Consider the following 23,958-nt stretch of genomic DNA (forward strand, 5'->3'; position numbering starts at 1 on the left):
ACATCGAACCATGCAAGTCAAGGACAAGGTCTGCATCGTCACCGGCGGCGCGAGCGGGATCGGCGAGGCGGTGGCGCGGGCCTATGCGGACGCCGGTGCTCGCGGCGTCGTGGTCGCCGATCTCAAGACCTCGCGCGATCGGCTCGCGAGCGTCGCCGGCGATATCGACGGTCTTGCCGTTACCGCCGATGTCGGGCTCGAGGAGGACATCAAGGCGTTGATCGCCGCCGCCGAGGACAAATATGGTCCGGTCGACGTGTTCTTCTCCAATGCCGGGCTCTCGCGCAAGGGACAAGAGACCGCGTCCGATGCCGACTGGGACGTGAGTTGGCGCGTGCATGTGATGAGCCACGTGTACGCGGCGCGCGCGCTGGTGCCCGGCATGCTCGCGCGCGGCTCCGGCTATCTCATCAACACCGCATCCGCCGCGGGGCTATTAGCCTCGCTGAACTCGATGCCTTACGGCGTGACCAAGAACGCCGCGGTCGCGCTCGCCGAGCATCTCGCCATCCAGTATGGCGATCGCGGCATCCGCGTCTCCGTGCTCTGTCCGCAATCGGTGCAGACGGGCATGACGACGCCGGGCCCGAGTGCCGCGCGCGTCGACGGCGTGCTGCAGCCGGGCGAGGTCGCGCGGATGGTGATCGAGGCGATGGCCGAAGAACGCTTCCTGCTTCTCTCGCATCCGCAGGTGCAGGAATACATGCAGCGCAAGGCCACCAACCGCGAGCGCTGGCTGTCCGGCATGCGCCGCCTGCGCGACCGGATCTATGGCGGGGTGGTGTCATAAAAACTTCATCCGTCATTGCGAGGAGCAATAGCGACGAAGCAATCCACGCTTCCGCAAGTTAAGAGATGATTGCTTCGCTTCGCTCGCAATGACGGAGCTTATTCATTTGAAGCTGGCGCGAATCCTTCGAGCAGACCGTGGTATTTTTTCGCCGCGGGCGAAGCGTAAGCACCGCGGCGCGACGTCGTCAGCTTGAGGCCGGCAAGCGCTTCCGCCTGCTTCACCGCGGCGGCCACGCCGTCGATCACAGGCACGCCGAACTGCACCGACAGCTCATGGGCAAGATCGGCCATGCCGGCGCAGCCGAGCACGATGGCGTCCGCGCCCTTGTCCAGCGCCCGCGCGATCTCGGCCTCCAGCTTGGCCTTGGCGCCCGAGCCCGGCTTCTCGAGATCGAGCACCGCGACGTCGCAGGCGGTGACCATCGCGCGGTCGGCAAAGCCGTAGCGGCGCACCAGTTCCTCGAGCGGCACGATCGAGCGCGGCAGCGTGGTGACGATGCCGATGCGCTTGGCGATCTGTCCGGCGGTGACCAGCGCCGCCTCGCAGATGCCGACCACCGGATAGCGCGCAGCCGACCGCGCGGCATCTAGCCCGGTGTCGTCGAAACATGCGACGATGCCGGCATCGGCATCGGGCGTTTTCAGCAGCGCCTCGATCAGCCCGGGAACGGCGAAGGCCTCGTCATAGAAGCCCTCGATCGAGGCCGGTCCCATCGCGGATGTGACGGCGACGATCTCGGTGCCCGGCGCGGCCACCGCTTGCGCCGCGGCCGCGATGGTCGCGGTCATCGACGCGGTGGTGTTGGGATTGACGATCAGGATCCTGGTCATGGGTGGAGAATAACATCCCTTTCGCGGCCAAGCGCAGCCCGGATGAGCCAACGGGTCGCGCGAACGCGCGCCCGATGACAGGCTCCGCGATATCCGGGACCGATCTCGCCCGCGGCATGCAGACCCCGGATGTCGCTTCGCTCATCCGGGCTACACACCTACGAATGCTTCGCCACCCAGCCCGCGAAGGCATCGAGCACCTCGGCCATCACCTCGCGGTCGTTGCGGCCGGAGCGCTTGAGGACATGGAAGGAGTGGTCCGCCTCCTGCACCAGATGCAGCGTCGCGCGATGACCCAACCCCCTCACCACCGGCTCGAGCAGGTCGAGCTCGGCCAGCGCATCGCGCGTGCCCTGCAGGAACAGCATCGGGACCTCGACCTCGGCGAGATGCTTGGCCCGCTCGCTCGACGGCTTGCCGGCGGGATGCAGCGGAAAGCCGAGAAACACCAGCCCGCGCACGCCGGCGAGCGGCGCCTTGGCCTGTGCCTGCGAGGTCATGCGTCCGCCGAACGACTTGCCGCCGGCAAACAGTGGCAGTTCGCCGCAATGACGCGCGGCCTCCGCCACCGCGGCACGCACCGTTGCCTGCGCGACGGCGGGCGGATCGGGCCGCTTGCTGCCCTTCTCCATGTAGGGAAACTGATAGCGCAATGTCGCGATGCCGCGCTCCGCCAGGCCCTCCGCGATCACGGCCATCGACGGATGCGTCATGCCGGCGCCGGCGCCGTGGGCAAACACATAGGCGCTACGGGCCTGCGCCGGCCGCAGCAGCAGCGCGGACACCGTGCCGTGGTCCGAGACCGTGATCGTGAGCGGCTGCGCGCCTGACGTGTTCAAGATGACATCTCGAAGAATTGTTGCGCCGTTGTTTCTAGCCGCAGGCCTCGATGCGCGCAAATGCCGCCGCGGAGGGAACGCCGCAAGTGAACTGGCTCACAGCCAATCAACATTTCCGTTGTTAGATCAAGCGCCGCCACTGTAGGATAGCGCACACCGCATCACACGCTTAGCGCGAACTCGTTTTTCGGCGAATTTTAACATCTCATCCATATCACGCGCGGGTACCGCGAATTGGGGGAACGGGGCATGCCTCGCAAGACGATATTCGTCATCGGACTGTTGATTGTCGCCGGCGTCCTCTATTTCAAGGACGATATCGAGACGGTCGCGAGCGGCTTCCGCGTCGAGGTCGTCGACTACCAGCCGTCGGCAAAGACCGTGTGGCTGGATCAGAATGTCAGCGCGGAGCGGCTGCGCTGGTTCTACCACGCCGACCAGGGCACGCGGACCTTCGGCATTCCCCATGAATGGTTCATGGCGCTGGAGCAGCCGACGGTCTGGCCGCTGTTCACCGCGGCGCCGCGACTCAGCGAGACCAATTATCTCGGCCGCTTCGGCTTTATTCCCGACACGGTGATTCCGGGCAAACCCGATGCGCTGCCGATCGGCTTTGCGCAGGGCGGCCCGATGGCCGATGCCAACGGCGCGCCATGGCGCAACCCGCACAGCAAGGCCGACATGACCGGCGTAGGCCTCACCTGCGCCGCCTGCCACACCGGCAGCTTCAGCTATCGCGGCACCGAGATCGTGATCGACGGCGGACCGGCCAACACCAATCTGTTCGAATTCCAGAAGAGCGTCGGCGTCTCGCTGCTGCTGACGCGCTTCTGGCCGGGGCGCTTCTCGCGCTTTGCCGACGAGATCCTCGGCAAGGATGCCAGCCTCGACGAGCGCATGGCGCTGCGCGGCCAGCTCGACCTCGTGCTGAAGCAATACGCCAACATCAATTCGCTGGAGAACAAGGTCACCGCCAACAGCGTCGAGGAAGGCTATGCGCGGCTCGACGCGCTGAACCGGATCGGCAACCAGGTGTTCTCGATCGACCTGAACAACCCGAACAACTACGCCTCGCATTCGGCGCCGGTGCATTTCCCGCGGATCTGGAACGCACCGTGGTTCAGCTGGGTGCAATATGACGGCTCGATCATGCAGCCGATGGTGCGCAACGCCGGCGAGGCGCTCGGCGTCAGCGCCGAGCTCAACCTGCTCGACGAGTCCAAGGGGCTTTACAAATCGAGCGCGCGGATCGACGTGCTGCACGAGATGGAGCGGATGATCGCCGGCGAGCCGCCCAGCGAGGACAGGGGTTTTGGCGGACTGGCGTCGCCGAAATGGCCGGAGAACATCCTGCCGCCGATCAACATGGATCTCGCGAAGAAGGGCGGCGAGCTCTACAAGGCGCATTGCCAGGGCTGTCACGGCCCGGCGATCGACAGCAAGGCGCTGCCGGCGAGCGAAGCCTTTGCGCTGTTCAAGGACAAGAAGCGCTGGACCAGGAACGAGGCCGGCCAGCCGCTGCTCGATGTCGAGATGATTCCGATCAGCCATATCGGCACCGACAGCGCGCAGGCCGAGGGCCTCGCGCACCGCACCGTCGAGACGCCGGCCAATCTGAACATCAAGGACAGCAGTTTCGGTCCGGCGCTCGGCGATCTCGTCGAGAAGACCGTCGACTATTGGTACGACCAGAACAAGACCCCGCCGGAAGATCGCAAGCGCATCAACGGCTATCGGCCGAACGAGATCCAGGCGCCGCTCGCCTACAAGGTCCGGCCGCTCAACGGCATCTGGGCGACCCCGCCCTATCTGCACAACGGCTCGGTCCCGACCATCTACGCACTGCTGTCGCCGGTGAAGGATCGTCCCGCAACCTTCTATCTCGGCAGCCGGGAGTATGATCCGAAGGATCTCGGCTACGTCTGGAAGGACAAGATCAAGAACGCCTTCATGCTCGACACCACCAAGCGCGGCAACGGCAATTCCGGACACGAATTCTCCAACGAGAAGCGCACCGGCGTGATCGGGCCGGAGCTGAAGGAAGACGAGCGCCGCGCCCTGATCGAGTTCATCAAGACGCTGTAGGCCCCCGAAGGGACTGCGCCCCCTCTCCCGCTTGCGGGCAGGACTATCGCATATGTCCCCTGGCGACCGGGCAAGTGTTTGGCCTCGTGGTTCGAGACTCGCCGCAAGCGGCGCTCCTCACCATGAGGGTCTACTATTGTGCCGCAAAACAAGACCTCATCCTGAGGGCCCGCCGAAGGCGGGCGTCTCGAAGGATGGCCACGAGGGTACCGCCACGAAATGCGATAGCCCTGCGCTTGCGGGAGAGGGAGCGCAATTGCTGCGCCTCGCCCTCAACTCCTCGGCACCGGCTGCCGGCGCGCCGGGCGGGTCATGGCCTCGAGCTCGAGCAGCTGATTGAGCTGCGCCTCGGTCAGAAGCTTCTCCTCCAGCACGATGTCGGCGACCGAGCGGTTCTCCTTGAGCGCACGGCGCGCCACGCGCGATGAGGCCTCGTAGCCGAGCGACGGCGCCAGCGCCGTGATCAGGCCGATCGAGCCCTGCACCAGGCTGCGGCAACGCTCGCGATCGGCCTCGATGCCGTCGACACAGCGCTTGGTCAGCGTATCGACCGCCGCCGTCAGCATGCGCAGCGAACTCAAGACGCAATAGCCGATGGTCGGCTCGAACGCGTTGAGTTGCAATTGGCCGCCTTCGGCGCACATCGTGACCGTGAGGTCGTGCCCGATCACCAGGAAAGCCACCTGGTTGACCACCTCGGGAATGACAGGATTGACCTTGCCGGGCATGATCGACGAGCCGGCCTGCACCGCGGGCAGGCGGATTTCGCCGATGCCGGTGCGCGGTCCCGACGACAACAGCCGCAGGTCGTTGCAGATCTTGGACAGCTTGACCGCGACGCGCTTGAGCACGCCGGAAAACAGCACGAAGGCGCCGAGATCGGACGTCGCCTCGATCAGGTTGGAAGCAAGCACCATCGGCTGGCCGGACAGCCGCGACAATTCCTCGACCGCGAGCGCCGCATAGCGCGGATCGGCATTGATGCCGGTGCCGATCGCGGTGGCGCCGAGATTGACCTCGCGGAACAGCGCGGAAATCTCGTTCAGGCGCGCGACATCCTCCTTCACGGTCACGTGGAAGGCGTCGAATTCCTGGCCGAGCGTCATCGGCACCGCATCCTGAAGCTGGGTGCGCCCCATCTTCAACACGTCGGCGAACTCCACCGCCTTGCCCTTGAGGGAGTAGGCGAGATCGTCCAGTGCGCGCACCAGCGGCTGGGTGGCGAAGATCACCGCGAGCCGCAGCGCGGTCGGATAGGCGTCGTTGGTCGACTGCGCCATGTTGACGTCGTCGTTCGGATGCAGCGCGTGATAGTCACCCGGCTTGCGCCCCATCAGCCGCAGCGCGACGTTGGCGATCACCTCATTGGCGTTCATGTTGGTCGACGTGCCGGCACCGCCCTGGATCGCGTCGACGACGAAGGATTCGGCATAGACCTTTTCGGTCGCAATCTGGGTGCAGGCCGCCTCGATCGCATCCGCCTTCTCGGGTGCGAGATAGCCGAGCCGCTTGTTGGCGCGCGCTGCGGCCTGCTTCACCAGCGCCAGCGCGCGGACGAATTCCGGGAAGTGCCCGACCGGCACGCCGGTGATCGGAAAGTTCATCACCGCGCGCTTGGTGTGAATGCCCCACAGCGCATTGGCCGGCACGTCGTCCTCGCCGAGCAGATCGTGCTCGGTGCGGGACTGCGCCTGCTCGATCGGCACGGTGCGGACGGTCGCGACCGCGAGGTGGCTGGGGCCGCCGCTCTCGCCGGAGGGGGACGCGGCAGCTGCAGTGTTGGCGGTCTCAACCTTCGATTCGGCCATGGTACCTCCGTTACCTCTCGCAGATCTTGTCGTCAGCGACGCCGGCGATGATGCGCCCGGCGGGCGTCGAAAGCCAATGCCTATCGGCAGAGTCTTGCACACCGGTGAGCGGAGGGACGCGGAAAAGCAGCATTGGCGCGCGCCGAACCGGGAGATTAAGGGCTTTGCCTTATCCGTCATGATAACAACAACTTATAGCTCGATATCGCGGCTCGCTTCGCGACCGATGCGGCTGCTTTCTCCGCCCCGTCGTCGCGTGCTAGACGAGCATCGACTGGCGCAAGGGCGCCGCCGACACTGAACGAACCAAGGACCAAAGCCGTGTCCAACAATAACGAAGCGATCACCATCAAATTCCGCTGCCCCGCGGAGCTCGAGGGCAAGATTCCGCCGCCGATGCCTGCGTCGTTGGGGCTTCCCGGATGGCTCAAAGCGATGCCGACGCAGGCCTTCAATACGATGAGCAATCGCGAAGAGGATACCGTCAAGCGCTGCCCGCCATTCGTCGATGCGATGACATCGGGTTTCCTGTTGCCGCTGATCTGCGATCTCAAGGTCGAGAATGGCGCGATCACCTGGGACAACGACCTTCCGGCCGGCGGCGCGCTCGAATTCCCGCGCTCGCCGGTCGGCTTCCACGACGAAAGCCAGGTGGTCGGCTCGCCGCTGTTCGAGCCCGACCGCTTCGTCATCAAGTTCGTCAATCTGTGGACCATCGAGGCGCCGCCGGGCTACTCGCTGTTCTTCACCCATCCGGTCAACCGGTTCGACCTGCCGTTCACCACGCTGACCGGCATGGTCGATTGCGATCTGTTTCACGACAGCTGGGTTCATTTCCCCGCACGCTGGCACGACACCAGTTTCAACGGCGTATTGCCCAAGGGCACGCCGGTTGCGCAATGCTTCCCGGTCAAGCGCGAAAACTGGGTCGCGCAGACCGCGGCGATGACGCCGGATGAAACATCGCGCGCCCAGGAACTGACCAACAGGATGGCCCGCGAGTCCGGACTCTATCGGCGCCAATTCCGGACGTAGAGCGGGCGCGCGAAGCTCCGCTGCGGCCTCCTCCGTCATTGCGAACTACCCGATGGGAGGCTCGGCATCCACCGCCGTCGTCCTGGCGAAAGCCAGGACCCATAGCCACCGTCTTCGGTGATGAGCGGGATCGCGGCCCGGTGTCGCTCAACAATTGAGATTTGGGGTACTGGGTCCTGGCTTTCGCCAGGACGACACCGAATATGTGGCGCGATCCTGAGCCGGTTCGGTGTCTTCACCCGCATGCGGGCGATCCAGCATTCCAGAGGCGCTTGTGCTTGAGCGCAGAGGCCGCGGCTTATCCCCGCCGCTCTAGATTCTAGTTTTGACGCGTTAGCGCGAGCCGGTGTCCGCTTCGCTCGAAAACGCCCTAGCTCAGAAATTCCGCAAAGGCGCTGCGACGGAAGAAGAAGCGGCCGTGCGATGACATGATCAGCGCGGCGGTCGTGCGGCCGATCATTTGCGGCCGGCCGCGCAACGCGAGACGCAGATTGGCCTCGCCGGCCGCGCGGTCGCCCATTTCCAGAAGACTGGCGGAGAAGCTGAGACGCGTCAGCGGGTCGTCGGGGCGCTGCGCCACCACCTGGCGGTAGAGATCCGCCGCGGCAGCATATTCGCCATCGAGCAGCAACACACGCGCGAGCGCGGCCAGAACATCGGGATGTCCCGGCGCCGCATTGCGCAGCTTCTCCAGAATCTCGCGCGCCCGGCCACGCTCATTGCGCTGGGGCAGCAGCTGCGCCAGCAGCAGCTGAAACTCGAGGCTCCCCGGCGCGAGAACGAGCGCGCTCTCGATGACGGCAACCGCCTCGTCGATGCGACCGGCCGAGTGCAATTGCCCTGCCAGCGCCTGGAATGCGGGCAGGTACGGCGGCCGCCGCGCGGTGGTTCGCCGCAGCACATCGATCGCCTCGCTGCCGCGACCAGCGCCGCCGAGCGCTGCGCCAAGCAGGGTCTCGAGGCCGGGATCCTCGACGCGGCGTACGGCTCGCTCAAGCGGTGCGATCGCTTCCTCGTTGCGGTTCTGGATCATCAGCGCCCGTGCCAGGATCGAGGCCGCGCCGACATCGGTCCGGTTTGCCTTCAAGACCTCCGCCGCCAGCCGCTCGGCTTCGACGACCTGTCCCATCTGCAATGCGACCACGGCGCGTTGCAGTACCGGGGATGGGCTGGGCCCGCGATTGGAAGGAGGCGGCGGTTTCGGCATGCGGTCCGTCGTGAGATGGTTCTTGTCAGCCGTTATCACTGCCGCCGACGGAGCGTCCAGCGAAAGTCGCATCCGGACACCGAGATACCGTCCGGTTCCAGCCTCGACCGACCGATTTCATGCATCCCTGCGGCTGTCAGGCGACAGGGGATCCACCCTCTCCCTGCAATTTTTCGACTGCTTAACCTATTCAATCTAGCTTGGGTTGCCATAACAGGGCCCGGCCTGATGCTCGCAACAACGCTCGAAACAATTCAGTCGACGGACTCGAAGCGCACCAACTACACACGCGGAATCCTCGTGATGCTGGTCGCCGCCCTCCTGTTCAAGGTTGTGTGGTTCTCCCAGCTGGGGCTGGGGCACGGCCGCGAACTGGTCGACTTCGCCGCCTTCTACATCACCGCAAAGCTGGTGTGGCTCGGCGACCTCGACCAGGCCTATCAATTCGCGAAGCTCGCCATCATCGAGAAGCAGGCGTCGGGCGGGCACGACGGCTTCATGCCGTGGACCTACCCGCCGCAATTCAACCTGCTGCTGGCTCCGTTCGCGCTGGTCCCGTTCGGGATGGCCTATCTGTTGTTCATGGCCTCGACGCTGGCTCTTTATCTCGCCGTGCTGCGGCGTCTTGCCGGAAACCGGTTCGTGCTCGTGCTGATCGTTTTCTTTCCGACGATCGGGGTCACGCTGGCATGCGGTCAGAACAGCTTCCTTACCGCCGCACTGATCGGGCTGGTGTGCCTGTACTTCGAAGAGCGGCCGATGCTCGCGGGCGTGGCCCTTGGTCTCATGATCATCAAGCCTCATTTCGCCATCGCCTTCGCACTCTATGCCATCCTGCGGCGCTCGTGGATCGTCGTGATGACGGCGGGCGCCGTCGTGCTGATCAGCTCGGCGATCTGCACGGTGCTGTTCGGCATGCAGATCTGGACCGTGATGCTGCAGAGCGTGCATGATTCGTCGGTATTCCTGCGGGAAGCCTATTATCCGCTGTATCGAATGGTCTCGACCTATGCCGCGTTGCGAACCACGGGGTTCTCCGCATCGGCAGCGTTTATCGGCCAGGGCATCGTCGCCGTCCTTGCGCTCGGCATCGTGCTGGTCGCGGTCTACCGCAAGATGCCGGTGCGCGAGAGTCTCGGCCTGACCGCGATCGTATCGGTCTGCATCAGCCCCTATGCGTATGATTACGACTTCCTGATTTTCAGTGTCGGAATGGCGCTGCTGTTGCCGGCGCTTCAGGCCAAGGCCCGCGAGTGGGAACGTGCGATCATCTATGCCGCGCCGATACCGATCGGAGCCTTCGGCTACATGCACACGGTCCATAACAACACGCCCCGCACGGACGTCCATTGGGTCGACGTGCTTTCGATCGGAGGCTTCGGGATCGCCGCGCTGATCACGCTGATCGTCGCAATCCTGCTGCTGCGCGAGTCAAGCAGCGGCTCTCCCGTTCCGGCGCAGGGGCCTCTTGCGAGGATTTGAGCACCCGGCGCGACACGCCCCGCGATCACGCAACGCTCACGGCGCCACCATTTCGAGACGATCGCGCGCCGGCAGGGTCGACGCGAAGGCCCTCAGCGCGCCGGCGACGAGTTGTGGCTCCGCGGCCGGCGTGACGTAGAAGCTTACGTCACCGCGCGCGCCGGTCACCGGAATCGTGTGCAGGATCGCGACCTTGCTCCAGCTCGCCGGCACGCCCTGCGCAAACCAGCTGTCGTAGATCATGGCGACGCCGACATGATGCTCGTCGGCGAGCGCGGCCATTTCGGCCGGGCCGTAGCGGCCGGCGCGCTTCGCCTTGCGCACGCGCTCCGAACCGAGTCCCCACAGATCCAGCACGAAGTTCGGATTTCCCCAGGCAACGAGCCCAAGATCGTTCACGGCAATCGGCCGCCGGTAGAGCTGCTGGGCGAAGCGCCCCAACTGATAATGCTGCTCGTAGACGCCGCGCGAGGCAAACGGCGTCTCCAGAGCGGCGCTGACATAGCCCACGCTGGCAAAACCGGCGAGCCCGACGCTGGCGAGCGTCGCGGCGGTCCATTGCGGGACGCTCAAGACCGCTCGCGCGCGTGCAACCGCGTAGAGCAGCGCCAGCACCGCAAGCGCAACGATGTAAACCTCATACCGGTAGAACCAGCCATATTGGCCAAAGCCGAGATGCGCAGCGATCGCGGCGAGCACCGTCGCACAGACGATCAGGGCGCCGCGGTCGGAGCGGAGCAGCGCCATCACGGCGGCGAGCGCAAGACCGAGCAGCATCAGCCTGAAGCCGGCGGGATCAGCGAAGCTGTCGCCGAGATTGCGGAGGATGGAGGCGATGACGCCGGTCCCTTCATAGCCGGATTCGGCGATGCGCGATTTGAGCAATACCGAACTCGGCAAAAGCGGGAGACCGAGCGAGGCCATTCGCGCGAAATACGCGGCGAACGCGCAGAGCGTGACGGCAGCGGCCGCGGCGGCAAAACGGCGCTGGCCGAGCAGGGCAAACCCCATCATCGCCGCGATGGCGAACGCGATTCCCTCGAAGCGAATCAGCGGCAGCAGCACCAGCGCCGCGAAATGCATGGCGGTCGGCGGCCGTCCGCGCGCGGCTTCGGTCAGGCCGCCGAAGGTCGCGACCGTGGCCCAAACGTGAAGACTGTGCTCCATGCCGGTCATCGGCAGGGCGATCGCGCTCGACGAAAAAATGGCGAGCAACGCGACGAAAAACAGCAGCGACTTCTCCCGGCCGGGGCCAAGCAGTTCAGCCGATTCAAGAATGCGCAGGAAAGCCACGACGGTCGCTGCCGCTGCCGCGGCATTGATCAGGAGTGGACCGAATGCGCCAAGATGCAGCGTCTCGGTCACGGCCAGCAGATAGGGCCAGATGATCGACGAGCTTGGCGACGAGACCTCGGACGCATTGACGCCGTAGCCGCCGGACAGGATGTGATCGGCGACGGCGAGGTGGATGTAGGGATCGTCGAGGGTGAAGATCAGCCTGCCGTCGCAGAGCATAACGCTGAAGATCAGCGTCACCGCGAACAGCACGAGCCACAGCGATGCCGTCACGAGCGGGACGCTCGGCCGGATCGCGCTGGATCGCGGGAACGACGCGTGGTTGGCGGCGACGCCGGGCATCAGATACGCATCCGTTTGAAGATCGTCTCCGGCAGCGCGCAGATGATCGCCATCACCAGGCGGAAGCGGCGCGCCACATAGATCACGTCACGCGGCCTCGTCACATCGGCCCGGAAGATATCCTCCGCGACCCGATCCGGCTGCACCGTCAAGGGAGCCGGCAGCTTCATATGCGCCGTCATCCTGGTCCGCACGAATCCCGGCTTGACGGTGACGACACGAACCTTGCCCGCAAGCGCCAGGCGGTTGCGCAAGCCGGACAGGAATTGCGAGAAGCCGGCCTTGGCCGCGCCGTAATAATAGTTCGAGGCCCGCCCGCGATCGCCGGCGACCGAGCTCACGCCGACGATGGTTCCCGAGCCGCGCGTCGCGAAGGCTTGCGCGAACAGTTCGAGCAGCAGGCTGGGCGCCTCGAAATTGGTGCGCATGATCTTCGTCGCAAGCTCGGGATCGGTCTCGGCACGCTGCTGATCGCCGAGCTCCCCGACAACGCATACGACGGTGTCGGGAAGTGGGGAAAGACCGGCGACGAAGCCGGCAAGCTGCCCGGTCTGCAGCACGTCGAGCGCGACAACCGAGATTTCGGTACCGCTTCGCGTCTTGATGTCGTCCGCATTGCGCTGTGCCGCGGCGATATCGCGGGCGGCGAGCATCACGCGCCATCCGTCCCTCGCATAGCGCAGCGCGGTCGCGTGCCCGATGTCCGAGCTGCCGCCAATCACCAGAATTGATTTTGTGCCGGTCATCAAATTCCAAGCCGTGCTGAAAGATGGGACACGAGGCGACTGTTCGCCCCGATCTGCTGGCGGATGTCGCGCAAGGCCGCAAGGCCGGGATATCCGGATTCGAATGTCGCGCGGGACTGCCGCGCGTCCTTGGCGAGATAGAGCCGGCCGCCGGCATCGACCACCAGCGCGTCGAGCTGGTCAAGAAACCCGAACAGCGCGTCGCTGACCGGAAAGTCCATCGTCAGCGTGTAGCCGCGGAGCGGAAACGACATCGGCCCGCTGCCTTCGCCGAGCTGCTTGAGCACCGCGAGAAACGACGCATCGCCGCGCCGCGACACACGATCGAGAATTTCGGCGAGAACGCCGCGCGCACGGTCGAGCGGGATCACGCATTGATATTGCACGAAGCCGCGCCGGCCGTAGATCCTGTTCCAGTCGGCGATCGCATCGAGCGGAAAGAAATACGGGTCCCAATGGACCAGCCGCGGCTTGCCCGGATGCGCGGCGCCGCGGCGGAAGTACAGCTCGTTGAACGCCCGCATCGATGCGCGATTGAGCAGCCATCCCGGAAACAGCTCCGGGACCGCGAGCCGCGACGTGCGGAGGCTGGGAAACGCTTCGAGGCCGGGTCCCAGCATATCCTTGTCGCGGCGCGTGGCGTGCTCGGCGAGATAGACCAGCGACCGGCCGAGCGCCGCGCCGCGCGCGAGGCAGTCGATCCAGGCCACCGAATAGGTGGTCGATGCGCTGCTTTCCAGCTGATCGATCGCCGCGTCGAGATTGCCGGCGACGCGGGTGTCCTGACGCAGCCAGGCGGTCTCGATCGGCAGCAGTTGCAGCGTCGCGTCGAGGATCATGCCCGTCAGCCCCATGCCTCCCAGTGTCGCCGCGAACAGCGCGGCGTTTTCCGATCGCGAGCAGGTGACGATCTCGCCGCCAGGCAGCGCGAGGCGGAACGAATCGACGATGGTGCCGAAGCCGCCATCGCGATGATGGTTCTTGCCGTGAACGTCGGCCGCGATCGCGCCGCCGACCGTCACGAATTTCGTGCCGGGCACGACCTTGAGGAAGAAGCCGCGCGGCTCGAAAACGGCAAGGATGTCGGCGATGGTCACGCCGGCTTCGACCGTCAATCGCGCGGTTGCGGCATCAAAGCTCCGCATCCGGTTCAGGCCGCGCGACGAAATCGTGGATTGCGTTCCGATCGCGGCATCGCCGTAGGCCCGCCCGGCCCCGCGCGCGACGACGCCGGACCGCGCAAGCAGGTGGTCCCGCGCGCCCGCGGGCGTCTGCGGCGCCAGCAGTTCGGACGACGCCTTCGGATAGTTGCCCCAGCCGGACAGGCCAATGCCGCCCGGACTGGAGGTCGACATCACAGCTCCTGGTAACGCAGCCGCCGGCATCGCTAGATGGCGGCGAGCATGATGGCGCCGATCGCGCCGAGCGCGACCCAGCTGACGCGATCCCTCAGCGCAAAGATGACCGGATCGTCGTCGATCAATCCGCGCTGCGCGAACAACATCACGCGGCCGATCCAGTACATCAAGATCGGGCAACCGACCCAGAGCAGTTGCGGATGGCTGTAAAGCGCGCGCACCGTATCGGACGAGATGTAGAGCGTGAAGATCACGACGGCGTTGAAGCCTGACGCGGCGGCGAGGATCGCGATCATCGATTTGTCCCCGACCTGGTAGCCGCGCGCCGCCAGCACGGCGCCGTCCGGCTGGCCGGAGAGCTCGATATAGCGCTTCACCAGCGCCAGCGACATGAAGATGAACAGCGAGAAAGCGAGCAGCCATTCCGACATCGGCACGCTGATCGCGACGGCGCCGCCGATCACGCGGACGGTGTAAAGCGTGGCGAGCACGACGACGTCGACGGTCGCGATGCGCTTGAGCCAGAACGAATAGGAGGTGGTCAGCGCGAAATAGCCGAGCAGGACGCCGCCGAACTCGATCGATATCGACAAGGCGATCGCAAATGCGGCGACCAGCGCCAGGGCCATCGCGCCGACGGCCCGCGATGCCAGGATGGCGCCGCTTGCGATCGGGCGGTTGCGCTTGGTCGGATGCGCGCGGTCGGCCTCGACGTCGAGAAGGTCGTTCAGGATGTAGGCGCCCGACGCGCAGAGCGAAAATGCGATCACCGCAAACAGCGACGTCGCCGCCGATCCCAATGCGAATTTGTGTGCGGTCAGCAGCGGCACCAGCACGAGAGCGTTCTTCGCGTATTGATGCACCCTGAACAGCTTCAGCCAGCTGCGCATATTGACGCGCATACTGACCAGCGCGGGCGCGGACGGCTCGGATCGAGCGGGGCGCGCGAGGCGCGATGCGGAATCGGGCAACGCGACCGCCGCGCTGCCGATATAGTCAAAGCCCTGCCGAAGCACGGGCGGCAGCTCTTCGCGCTGCGGTGCGGCGGCCCAGGCGGTGAAGACGCCGAGATGTTGGGCGACCGCGCTGACGAACGGCTCGGGATAGGTTTCCGAGCAAAGGTAGACCGGGCGGCCTTCGCCCAGCACCTGCAGCAGGAACCTCACCGCGTCGTGGTCGAATTGCGCCCGGGACGGATCGAACCCCGATGGATCTGCACCATGCGCTGATCGCGGCTGCGACCCGAAGGAAGCGGTGATCGCCGCGGCGAAAGCGCGGAGGCGGCGGATCAGATCGGATGCGATATCGGCCGGGACGGAGCTTCCCCGCACCATGACCTCGTCGACATCGACGACGAGCGGCCGGCCTTTTGAACGCAGCGGATCGCGAAGGGCATCGCCGCCCCCCTGCTCAACCCGTTCTGGAACGCTAGCTCGCATACGCGCGGTCTTCCGGTGCCCCCTCCCCATTGTCCCGGGCTTTCCCTAATTTGGGGTGAACTTGATCTCGGGTGAACTTGGGGGAGCAAACGCCGGGCAAATGGCGCCGAAATGCGTGTTGAAAAGCCTCGCCGACAGCGCGCGGCGAGCGAAAAATGGCGATCCCGGGAAGACTCGAACTTCCGACCTACGGTTTAGGAAACCGTCGCTCTATCCGGCTGAGCTACGGGACCGCACCGCCCGCAGCGAAAGCATGCGGGCGTCGCCATCCCATAGCAGAGCTGCCGCGTGATCGCCAGCCCGCGCCACATCGGGCGCGGGCGAAGTTGCGCGGCGGTTGGCGCGTCGCGCGTTACGCCACCTGCCGGGCCGGATTCGAGGCGGCGTTCGCGCTCGCCCGACGTGCCGGGAGAAATTCGATGGCCTCATCCTTCAGCGAGCCGAAGCGCAGCGTCATGATATCGAGTGCATAATTCTGGTAGAGCCGCCACGGCCGGCGCGAGCCCTGCTTGGGGAACCTGGCGGCGGCGCGCTGGATATAGCCCGATGAGAAATCCACCCAGGGCAGTTCGGCGACATCAGGATCGTTCCGCCGCGGCGTGACCTGCGCGTAGCCGTTCGCCTTCATGTGGTTGAGCATGCGGCAGACATATTCGCAGGTCAGGTCGCATTTCAGCGTCCAGGACGCGTTGGTGTAGCCGAAGGCGGCGGCGAGGTTCGGCACGCCCGAGTACATCAGCCCCTTGTAGTTCATGGTCTTCGACAGATCGACTCGCGCGCCGTCGACATTGATCTCGAGTCCGCCGAGCACCTGCAAATCGAGGCCGGTCGCGGTCACCACGATGTCGGCGTCGAGCACATTGCCGCTCTTGAGCTTGATGCCGCCGGGCGTGAAGGTCTCGATCTGATCGGTGACGACGGACGATCTGCCGTTGCGCAGCGATTGGAACAGATCGCCGTTCGGCACCAGACAAAGCCGCTGGTCCCACGGATTGTAGCGCGGCGTGAAATGGGTGGCGACGTCGTAGTCGGGACCGAGTGCATGCCGCACGCCGCCGAGGATCAGCTTCTTGACGCGCTCCGGATCGCGCTTGCAGAGCCGGTAGAAATACATGCCGAACAGCACGTTCTTCCAGCGCGTGAGGCCGTAGGCGAGTTTCGCGGGCAGCCGCGCGCGCAGCCAGTTGGCGACCTTGTCCTCGTCGGGCCGCGCCACGACATAGGTCGGCGAACGCTGCAGCATCGTGACATGGGCGGCGGTCTTGGCCATCTCCGGCACCAGCGTCACCGCGGTCGCGCCGCTGCCGATCACCACCACCTTCTTGGCGGCATAGTTGATGTCGTCGGTCCATTTCTGCGGATGGACGACGCGGCCGGCGAAATCGGCGATGCCGGGGAAGTCGGGCGTGTAGCCGTGTTCATATTTGTAGTAGCCGCTGCACATGAACAGGAAGCTGCAGGTGAAGCGCTCGATCGTCTTCTCCGGCCCGCGCTCGACCTCGACCGTCCATTGCGAGTCCGCCGACGACCAGTCGGCGCGCACGACGCGATGGTTGAAGCGGATGTTCTTGTCGATGCCGTAGGCGCGCGCGGTCTCGCGCACATAGTTCAGGATCGACGGGCCATCCGCGATCGCCTTCGGCTCGGTCCACGGCCGGAACGAATAGCCAAGCGTGTACATGTCGGAGTCGGAGCGGATGCCGGGATAGCGGAAAAGGTCCCAGGTGCCGCCGATGCAGTCGCGGCCTTCAAGAATGGCGTAGCTGCGGTCCGGGCAGTTGGCCTGCAAATGGTAGCCGGCGCCGATGCCCGACAGTCCCGCGCCCACGATCAACACGTCGAAATGAACGGACACGCCCTGACCCTCCCGTGGCAGTACTGACAATACATATTGTCAGATAACTTGACATCTGACAATGCCCCGTGTCAATACACTTTCATGGCAAGCAGCCGGAAAGCCCGCCTTTATGGCGGTATGGACGCCGAGGAACGCCGCGCCGAGCGGCGGCTCAAGCTGATCGACGCGGCGATCGAGGTCTATGGCGAGGTCGGCTATCGCGGCGCCACCGTGAAGGCGATCTGCGAGGCGGCCGAGCTGACCGAGCGCTATTTCTACGAGTCCTTTGCGAACAGCGAGGCTCTGCTGATCGCCGCTTACGGCCATGTCGTCGGCCACCTGCACGAGGAAATGACCGCGGCCGCTGCAGCCGCAGGCGACGATGCCGAGATGAGGCTGCGCGCGGCGCTGACGCTCTATTTCACGCGGCTGAAGCAGCACCCGAAGCCCGCCCGGGTCTTTCTGCTGGAAATTTCAGGCATCAGTCCGGCGGTCGATGCCGTCAAGCTCGACGCCTTGCGCGTCTTCAGCGACATCCTGGTGCCGCCGGCGCTCGACCCGAAGCGCAGCGGCAAGGGCGCGGCCGCCTCGCTGCTCTCGGTCGGCATGGTGGGCGCCGTCATCTCGATCGCGCTGCGCTGGGTGTCGAAGCAATATCCGCAGGCCGTGGAGGAGGTCGTCGCGATCGCCGCCAGCTTCTGCCGCGTGGCGCTGACCGAGGCCGGCCACCGTGAGGATGGTCACTTATCGTAGCGGCCGGATCGCACCGGCCAGCGGGACCCGCCGATTTTCGATCATGTTTCGCCAGCGCTTGCGGACCCGGCCCCTAGCCTGTCGCTGATTTAACTTGCATATCGGGCCCCTGGGTTTTCTTATGCCCGGTACCGGGCGCAACGAGGTGCAGCCTGTTTCGCCTGACAAAACAACGCTGTTTGCATCGGCGGAGCTGAATTTTGGTCGATCTGCACAGGCTTGACGATGTGACCGCGCGCCTCGGCGATGTGGTTCTCGATCCCTCGACCTGGCCGTCCTTTATGGACGAGGTCTGCGCCGCCGTCGGCGCGACCGGCGCTGCGATGCTTCAGAGCGATATCCGCACTGAAGACATTCCGCGCACGGACTCGATCACCGAGTATTTCACCAAGACCTACTTCCCGCACAATCTTCACCTCACCGACATCCGCGCGGCCCGCGGCGTGCCGCTGATGCATGCTGGCGTCGATGTCATCACCGATGCGGATCTGTTCGAATCCGAAACCGAGATGCTGCGCGATCCGCTCTACGCCACGCTCGGCGAGTTCGGACTGAAATGGTTCGCGGCGATCGGCTTCCACTCCGGCCCGGCGTTGTGGGCACTGACGATCCAGCGTTCGCCCAGGGAAGGCTTGTTCGACGCCGACGAGATCAAGGCGCTGCAAAGGGTGTCGGCGCCGCTCACGGAAGCCGCGACGCTCTCCGCCGTCGTCGGCCGCTCCGCACTCTCGGGCATCACCGGCGCGCTCGATCTGATCCAGGTCGCTGCGATTGCCGTCGGCCGCTTCGGTACCATCATCGGCATGAACAGCCAGGCGGAACGCTGCCTCGGCTACGACCTTGCGATCCGCAACAATCGCCTCACCCTGCTCGACCGACAGGCCAATGCCGATCTGACCAGGCTGATCGATCAGTTGGCCCACAGCTCGGACCTGCACCCATTGCCGTCGTCGCCGATCGTGGTGCGCAGGATCGACAAGCGGCCGATCGTGATCCAGATCCAACCGGTGCCTCCGGCGGCGCGCTCGCCGTTCCTCGGGGCGCGCGCGATCCTGTTGATCCGCGATCTCGAAGGCAGCGCCGCGTTCGATCAGGCGCTGCTGGCGGCGACGTTCGAGCTGACGCCGGCGCAGGCACGCCTCGCCGCGCGGCTTGCGCGCGGCGATTCGGTCGAAGCGGCCGCGCAGGCGGCCGGCGTTGCCCTTGCCACCGCGCGCAATCAGCTCAAGACGATCTTCCAGAAGACCGGCACCCACCGGCAGGCGGAACTGGTTGCGTTGCTGCACAGGGTGAAGTGAACGATTAAAGGCGAATTGTTCTGATCTCCGGCCCGGCCCGTTCCGATGAGATTCTTCAATTATTCCAATCGCGAAGGCTGTGTTCCATCAGCCGCGGCAACATTCCACAGGTCAGGAAAATCGTCGGGTTCCCGGGTGACAAGTGTCACTAAAATGGCGACAATCTGCTCACTCTGTGTCGTTCGGGTTTGGTCTCAATGTCCGTGATGCCGTCACGATCATCGACGTTGGCTGTTGCCGCTTTCGCCGTCGCTTGCGTGCTGGCGCCGATGAGCGCGCACGCGCAATGGTGGCGCGGCGGCCCGAAGGACTTCGAGGACTGCGCAGACCTCGCCGAGAAGGCGAAGACCAGGGAAGACAAGACCGCGCAACTCGCCGATTGCAACGCCAAGTTCGCCGGCCGTCGCAAGCCTGGCGGTGGCTACACCTATTACGACTTCATGCAGGACCGCAGCTTCGACATCGCCGGTCCCAATCCGACGCCGGACGAGCAAAGGAAGATCGACCAGGAATATACCGGCTATCTCGAGCAGCAGCGCCGCTCGCGTATCGTCGCGGCGTTCAATGCGAAACAGCTCGAGCGGCAGGAGACACAGCCGGCGCGGCCGCCGCAGATCCAGCAGGCGTCATTGCACAATGAGCCGGTGCGCAGTGAGACTGCGAAAGTCCCCGTCCCCGCCGCAAGGCCGGTCAAGCCGCGGGTCGCTGCCGTCCCCATTCCCGAGCCGCGGCCGCGAGCAAGCAACTGCGTGAAGGGTACGTTCTCCTGCGAATGGCCGCGGCTTTCCGAGGGATTGGACGGCCTGAAGAAGCTGTTCACGCCGACACCGCCGCCACCGACCAAGGTTGCGAAGCGAAACTGACGGTTCGCTTGGTCATTCCGGGGCTCGCGCAAGCGAGAACCCGGAATCTCTCTGCCGTCGAGATTCCGGGTTCGTCGCTTCGCTCCGCCCCGGAATGACACCGCAGGCTCAATCGGTAATCACCATCGCCCAAAACCTGCGGTACGGCGACTTCGGATTGTCGACGAAGGCGACGCCGACGCGCTTGGCGCCCGGCATCAGCAGGTTCTCGCGATGGCCCGGCGAATTCTCCCACTGCTTCAGCATCTCGGCGAAGGCTATGAAGCCGGCGCCGATATTCTCGGCGGCGCGCTGCTTCTTGAGCGGCGCGATGCGCGTGAAGAAGCTGCCGCCCGCGGAGTGGCTGACCGATCCGGTCGCCGACATCGCCTGGGCCTGCTTCAGCGCCATCGCGTTCAGCTTCGCGTCGAGCTTCACCGCGGGCATGCGGTTGGCGCGCCGGTAGGCACTGATCGAGCCGGCATAGTCGGCGGCACCTGAGGCCGTGGTGAAGCCAAACACGAAGGTGAGCGCGAGGAACAGCAGCTTCATCTGAAGTCGTCTCTGTAATGGATCAGTGCGCGCGGGTGCGCTTGTGGTGTCGGGGCGCGACCGATTTGTGCGCAGGCGTGGCCGCTCGGCTGGCTGCCGCAGCCGCCGCGCGCTGCTCCTGCAAGCGCGCATCATAGCCAGGCGACGGTGTCACGGTCGGCGGCGCCGCACGGACCGGGCCGGCCGCGAGCGCAACAAGCGTGAACAGCATGATGCTGGACCATTTCATGATGTCATCTCCTCTGTTGTTCGATCGACGTGGCGGACGATCATCGGCGTTCATGGTCACTGCCATCGCGGATCTGTTCGGGCGTTAGCCCAGGCGAGCCCTTGCCGTCCGCCTCCGCCTTCCGGATCAGCGCGATGACGCGGCGCGACAATGGCGCCTCGAGCCCGCGGCGATCCGCGATCGCGGTAATCACGCCCTGCAAATAGTCGATCTCGGTGCGGCGGCCGCGCTGCAGATCCTCCCACATCGAGGAGCGCGCCTCGGGATCGATCTTCATGGTGCGGCCGAGCAGCATGTCGAACAGCGCATCCGGCAGCCGCAGCAAAGGCGGCATCCAGCTCGACGGCAGCGGCGTCGGCGACACCGGCGCAATGCCTTCGGCGCGCACCGCGGCCAGGCCCTCGGCCATCTGATCGGCAAGCAGTCGTCGCCAGCCGCGCTGCGCGAGCTGTTGCCGCAGCGGAATATTGGACAGCGCATTGAGCGCATTGTTGAGATTGACGATCAGCTTGCCCCACTGCACGCCGTCGATATCGCCGGTGGGCTTGATCGCAAGGCCCGGCACCGACAGCCGCGCCGCGGTGCCCGCGTCATCCTGCGCGATGACGATGTCGCCGGAGGTCGAGCGATGGAAGCGGCCGTCGCCGAGCGCGACCACGTTGAACGGCACCATGCCGCCGAGCACGTTGCGGCCCGGCAAACGGTCGCGCAGCAAGGGCACATTGCCGACGCCATTCTGCAGGCTGATCACCGCGGCATCGTCAGGCGCGTGGCGCGCGATCACATCGGCCATCGCAGCGGTGTCGGCGCTCTTCACCGTCACCAGCACGGTCTGGACGTCAGACAAGATCGACGGATCGTCGGACACAATGAGCCGGTCCGCGGATACCGTCCGCTCGGAGCCGTCAAAGCTGCTGACCCGCAAGCCGTTGCCTGCGATCTCCTGGATCAGCCGCGGCCGCGCCAGCAGCACGACACGGCGCCCCGCGGCCGCGAGCGTGCCGCCGACGAAGCAGCCGATGCTTCCCGCGCCCGCAATGCCGATCGGCCGGTCCTCGTTCATGTGGCCAAACGTCCATTCATCATTGGCTCGATAGCAGACCTTGGGTTGCCTGCCTATTTCGACGCACCGCGGGCCGGGTGGCCCGCCTTGTAACCGTCATGGGCGGAAGCTATGTTTCCCGCTCGGGGCACGGTTGCGGCAGGAGACGATCATGGGTTTACTCGACGTACTCAACGGCATGCAGAACGGCCCGCGCGGTCCGAGCGCGCCAAGCACCTCATCCGACAGTTCGAGCGGCGGCGGAATGTCGCCGATGACGATGGCTATCCTCGCGCTGCTCGCCTGGAAGGCGGTCAAGCATTTCTCCGGCGGCCAGGCGGACGCGAGCGCCCCTGAGCCGAAGCCGGCGCAGGCGCCGCCGCTTCCTCCCGGCAACGTCACCGCAGGCCTGCCCGGCGGCGCCGGTGGCGGCGGGCTCAGCGATCTGCTCAAGGGCGGCCTCGGCGGCCTGCTCGCCGGCGGCGCAGCCGGCACCGTGCTCAGCGGCGGCCTCGGCGATCTGCTCAACCAGCTGCAGCAGAAGGGCCATGGCGACGCGGCCAATTCCTGGGTCAGCAACGGTCCCAACAAGCAGATCGCGCCCGGCGATCTCGCCAACGCGCTCGGCGCCGACCAGATCAACTCGCTGGCATCGCAGAGCGGCTTGTCGCGCGACGAACTGCTGCAGGGCCTCAGCCAATATCTGCCCGACGCGATCAATCATCTGACGCCGGACGGCCGGCTGCCGAGCGGCGACGAGTTGCACCGCAGGCTCTGACGGTAGCGTTGATTCCATCTGAGGAGGACGACAGTCATGGGCGGCATCATCTGGGTCATCATCGTCGGCTTTGTCGCGGGGATCATCGCGCGGTTCCTGTCGCCGGGGCCGAACAATCCAAGCGGCTTCATTCTCACCACCGTGCTCGGCATCGCCGGCGCGTTTCTAGCGACCTTCATCGGCCAGGCGATCGGCCATTACGGTCCCGAACAAGGTGCCGGCTTCATCACCGCCACGATCGGCGCTCTGGTGGTGCTGTTCATCTGGAATCGGCTGGTCGCGGCGCGCGTGATCCCGGATATCGGAAACAGGTGACGCCGTAGGCGTCATCCTCAACGGTTATTCCGGGGCTCGCGAAGCGAGAACCCGGAATCTCGAGATTCCGGGTTCGATGCTGACGCATCGCCCCGGAATGACCGAAGAAGCACAAAGCCTGTCTCAATATGCAAATGCCCGAGCCATGCCCGGGCATTTTCATTTCTGCCGCAGTTCGGAAGACGGATAGCGACCTCACTGAATCAGATGCATGCCGGCATCCATGCGGACGAATTCGCCGGTCATGTTGCTCGACGCCGGGCTCGCCAGAAAGCAGACCAGATTGGCGATGTCCTCGGCCGTCGAGGCGACCTTCAGCGGCACGCGCGCCACCACGGCATCGCGCACCTGCTTGGCGCCGGCCTCGCCGCGGCCCTTGGTGAACCAGGGCGTATCGATATAACCCGGACACACCGTGTTGACGCGGATCAACGGTGCCAACGCGCGCGCCAGCGACTGCGTCATGGTGTTGAGCGCGCCCTTGCTCGCGGCATAGGCGACCGACGAACCACCGCCGGAAATGCCGGCGACCGAGGAGACGTTCACTACCGCCGACGGACGGCTAGATGCCTTCGCGCCGGCTTCGAGCAGCGCGCGCGCGGCACGAACCATCTGGAACGGGCCGATGGTGTTGACGGCATAGATGCGCTGGAAATCTTCCGCGGTCAGGCCGTCGAGATCGTGATGCGGCACGTGCTTGGTGGTGCCCGCATTGTTGACGAGCACGTCGAGGCGGCCCCAGCCCTGCGCGGCGGCTGCGATCTTCTTGCAGTCCTCATCGCGCGAGACGTCGCCCTGCACCACCAGCACCTCGGCGCCCTGCTTGCGACAGGCTTCCGCGGTCGCCTCGGCTTCCGCCTTGCTGTTGGAATAGTTGATGATGAGGCGCGCGCCCTGCGCGGCGAGGATTTGCGCGGTGGCGGCGCCGAGTCCCGATGCCGATCCCGTCACGATCGCGCACAAACCATCCTTGGACATCTGCATTTTCCTTGTTGTTGTGAGCCAGATGAACTCCGGCGGCGGCACACCATATCGCGTGAGACAGCATCTGC

General features: G+C 65.4%; 22 protein-coding genes and 1 tRNA gene. 9 read left to right on the forward strand and 14 right to left on the reverse strand.

The window, feature by feature from the left end:
- Positions 1-10: 10 nt before the first annotated feature.
- Positions 11-790: an SDR family oxidoreductase gene (locus tag ACVIYL_RS06265; protein ID WP_456778013.1), complete on the forward strand. Its 780-nt coding sequence runs from the start codon at positions 11-13 to the stop codon at positions 788-790.
- A 98-nt stretch (positions 791-888) separates the two neighbouring features.
- Here the strand turns inward: ACVIYL_RS06265 and ACVIYL_RS06270 are convergent, their stop codons facing one another.
- Together ACVIYL_RS06270 and ACVIYL_RS06275 are read right to left on the reverse strand one after the other, a co-directional pair.
- Positions 889-1,623, reverse strand: coding sequence for an aspartate/glutamate racemase family protein (locus ACVIYL_RS06270; protein WP_456778014.1), 735 nt, complete (start codon positions 1,621-1,623; stop codon positions 889-891).
- A 158-nt stretch (positions 1,624-1,781) separates the two neighbouring features.
- Complete coding sequence (locus ACVIYL_RS06275) at positions 1,782-2,462, reverse strand: alpha/beta hydrolase family protein (RefSeq protein ID WP_456778015.1); 681 nt, start codon at positions 2,460-2,462, stop codon at positions 1,782-1,784.
- Positions 2,463-2,711: 249 nt separating this feature from the next.
- Here ACVIYL_RS06275 and ACVIYL_RS06280 point away from each other — a divergent pair, with 249 nt between their 5' ends.
- On the forward strand, positions 2,712-4,547 hold the full coding sequence (locus ACVIYL_RS06280) for a di-heme-cytochrome C peroxidase (RefSeq protein ID WP_456778016.1): 1,836 nt from the start codon (positions 2,712-2,714) through the stop codon (positions 4,545-4,547).
- Between the two features lie 272 nt (positions 4,548-4,819).
- Here ACVIYL_RS06280 and ACVIYL_RS06285 read toward each other — a convergent pair whose 3' ends face one another.
- Complete coding sequence (locus tag ACVIYL_RS06285) at positions 4,820-6,355, reverse strand: aspartate ammonia-lyase (protein WP_456778017.1); 1,536 nt, start codon at positions 6,353-6,355, stop codon at positions 4,820-4,822.
- A gap of 321 nt (positions 6,356-6,676) precedes the next feature.
- Here ACVIYL_RS06285 and ACVIYL_RS06290 point away from each other — a divergent pair, with 321 nt between their 5' ends.
- Positions 6,677-7,390, forward strand: coding sequence for a hypothetical protein (locus ACVIYL_RS06290; RefSeq protein WP_028336241.1), 714 nt, complete (start codon positions 6,677-6,679; stop codon positions 7,388-7,390).
- Positions 7,391-7,760: 370 nt separating this feature from the next.
- Here the strand turns inward: ACVIYL_RS06290 and ACVIYL_RS06295 are convergent, their stop codons facing one another.
- On the reverse strand, positions 7,761-8,597 hold the full coding sequence (locus tag ACVIYL_RS06295; RefSeq protein WP_080667181.1) for a tetratricopeptide repeat protein: 837 nt from the start codon (positions 8,595-8,597) through the stop codon (positions 7,761-7,763).
- 228 nt (positions 8,598-8,825) lie between these two features.
- On the opposite strand from ACVIYL_RS06295, the gene ACVIYL_RS06300 reads away from it, so the two are divergent.
- Complete coding sequence (locus ACVIYL_RS06300) at positions 8,826-10,079, forward strand: glycosyltransferase family 87 protein (RefSeq protein WP_456778018.1); 1,254 nt, start codon at positions 8,826-8,828, stop codon at positions 10,077-10,079.
- 36 nt (positions 10,080-10,115) lie between these two features.
- Here the strand turns inward: ACVIYL_RS06300 and ACVIYL_RS06305 are convergent, their stop codons facing one another.
- The 6 genes from ACVIYL_RS06305 to ACVIYL_RS06330 form a co-directional block, all read right to left on the reverse strand.
- Positions 10,116-11,717 carry a hypothetical protein gene (locus tag ACVIYL_RS06305; protein ID WP_456778019.1) on the reverse strand — a complete coding sequence of 534 codons (1,602 nt, stop codon included), beginning with the start codon at positions 11,715-11,717 and terminating at the stop codon, positions 10,116-10,118.
- Positions 11,717-12,463 (reverse strand): SDR family oxidoreductase, encoded by a 747-nt coding sequence (locus ACVIYL_RS06310; protein WP_057020153.1) that lies wholly within the window; start codon positions 12,461-12,463, stop codon positions 11,717-11,719. The genes ACVIYL_RS06305 and ACVIYL_RS06310 overlap by 1 nt, the downstream gene beginning before the upstream one ends.
- On the reverse strand, positions 12,463-13,818 hold the full coding sequence (locus tag ACVIYL_RS06315) for an FAD-binding protein (RefSeq protein WP_456778020.1): 1,356 nt from the start codon (positions 13,816-13,818) through the stop codon (positions 12,463-12,465). The genes ACVIYL_RS06310 and ACVIYL_RS06315 overlap by 1 nt, the downstream gene beginning before the upstream one ends.
- Positions 13,819-13,850: 32 nt before the next feature.
- A complete protein-coding gene (locus tag ACVIYL_RS06320) occupies positions 13,851-15,260 on the reverse strand; it encodes a UbiA family prenyltransferase (protein WP_456778021.1) in 1,410 nt (469 codons plus the stop codon).
- Between the two features lie 156 nt (positions 15,261-15,416).
- A tRNA-Arg gene (locus ACVIYL_RS06325) sits at positions 15,417-15,493 on the reverse strand.
- A gap of 119 nt (positions 15,494-15,612) precedes the next feature.
- Positions 15,613-17,115: a flavin-containing monooxygenase gene (locus tag ACVIYL_RS06330; protein ID WP_456778022.1), complete on the reverse strand. Its 1,503-nt coding sequence runs from the start codon at positions 17,113-17,115 to the stop codon at positions 15,613-15,615.
- Positions 17,116-17,199: 84 nt separating this feature from the next.
- On the opposite strand from ACVIYL_RS06330, the gene ACVIYL_RS06335 reads away from it, so the two are divergent.
- From ACVIYL_RS06335 to ACVIYL_RS06345, 3 genes are all read left to right on the forward strand, one after another.
- Positions 17,200-17,850, forward strand: a complete 651-nt coding sequence (locus ACVIYL_RS06335) for a TetR/AcrR family transcriptional regulator (protein ID WP_092083175.1) — start codon at positions 17,200-17,202, stop codon at positions 17,848-17,850.
- A 200-nt stretch (positions 17,851-18,050) separates the two neighbouring features.
- Positions 18,051-19,148 (forward strand): helix-turn-helix transcriptional regulator, encoded by a 1,098-nt coding sequence (locus tag ACVIYL_RS06340; protein WP_057020156.1) that lies wholly within the window; start codon positions 18,051-18,053, stop codon positions 19,146-19,148.
- Positions 19,149-19,345: 197 nt separating this feature from the next.
- Entirely contained in the window at positions 19,346-20,011 is a 666-nt protein-coding gene (locus ACVIYL_RS06345; protein ID WP_456778023.1) for a hypothetical protein, read from the forward strand.
- 108 nt (positions 20,012-20,119) lie between these two features.
- Here the strand turns inward: ACVIYL_RS06345 and ACVIYL_RS06350 are convergent, their stop codons facing one another.
- From ACVIYL_RS06350 to ACVIYL_RS06360, 3 genes are read right to left on the reverse strand one after another with little or no spacing between them, the layout of a single operon-like run.
- Positions 20,120-20,542, reverse strand: a complete 423-nt coding sequence (locus ACVIYL_RS06350) for a CAP domain-containing protein (protein WP_057020158.1) — start codon at positions 20,540-20,542, stop codon at positions 20,120-20,122.
- 22 nt (positions 20,543-20,564) lie between these two features.
- Positions 20,565-20,771, reverse strand: a complete 207-nt coding sequence (locus ACVIYL_RS06355; RefSeq protein WP_057020159.1) for a hypothetical protein — start codon at positions 20,769-20,771, stop codon at positions 20,565-20,567.
- Between the two features lie 40 nt (positions 20,772-20,811).
- On the reverse strand, positions 20,812-21,834 hold the full coding sequence (locus tag ACVIYL_RS06360) for a 2-dehydropantoate 2-reductase (protein WP_456778024.1): 1,023 nt from the start codon (positions 21,832-21,834) through the stop codon (positions 20,812-20,814).
- A gap of 151 nt (positions 21,835-21,985) precedes the next feature.
- Here ACVIYL_RS06360 and ACVIYL_RS06365 point away from each other — a divergent pair, with 151 nt between their 5' ends.
- Positions 21,986-22,591, forward strand: coding sequence for a YidB family protein (locus ACVIYL_RS06365; protein WP_168858718.1), 606 nt, complete (start codon positions 21,986-21,988; stop codon positions 22,589-22,591).
- 36 nt (positions 22,592-22,627) lie between these two features.
- Positions 22,628-22,906 carry a GlsB/YeaQ/YmgE family stress response membrane protein gene (locus ACVIYL_RS06370; protein WP_024582682.1) on the forward strand — a complete coding sequence of 93 codons (279 nt, stop codon included), beginning with the start codon at positions 22,628-22,630 and terminating at the stop codon, positions 22,904-22,906.
- Positions 22,907-23,101: 195 nt separating this feature from the next.
- Here the strand turns inward: ACVIYL_RS06370 and ACVIYL_RS06375 are convergent, their stop codons facing one another.
- On the reverse strand, positions 23,102-23,884 hold the full coding sequence (locus ACVIYL_RS06375; RefSeq protein WP_456778025.1) for an SDR family NAD(P)-dependent oxidoreductase: 783 nt from the start codon (positions 23,882-23,884) through the stop codon (positions 23,102-23,104).
- Positions 23,885-23,958 lie beyond the last annotated feature (74 nt).

The sequence above is a fragment of the Bradyrhizobium sp. USDA 3315 genome (assembly GCF_054056795.1).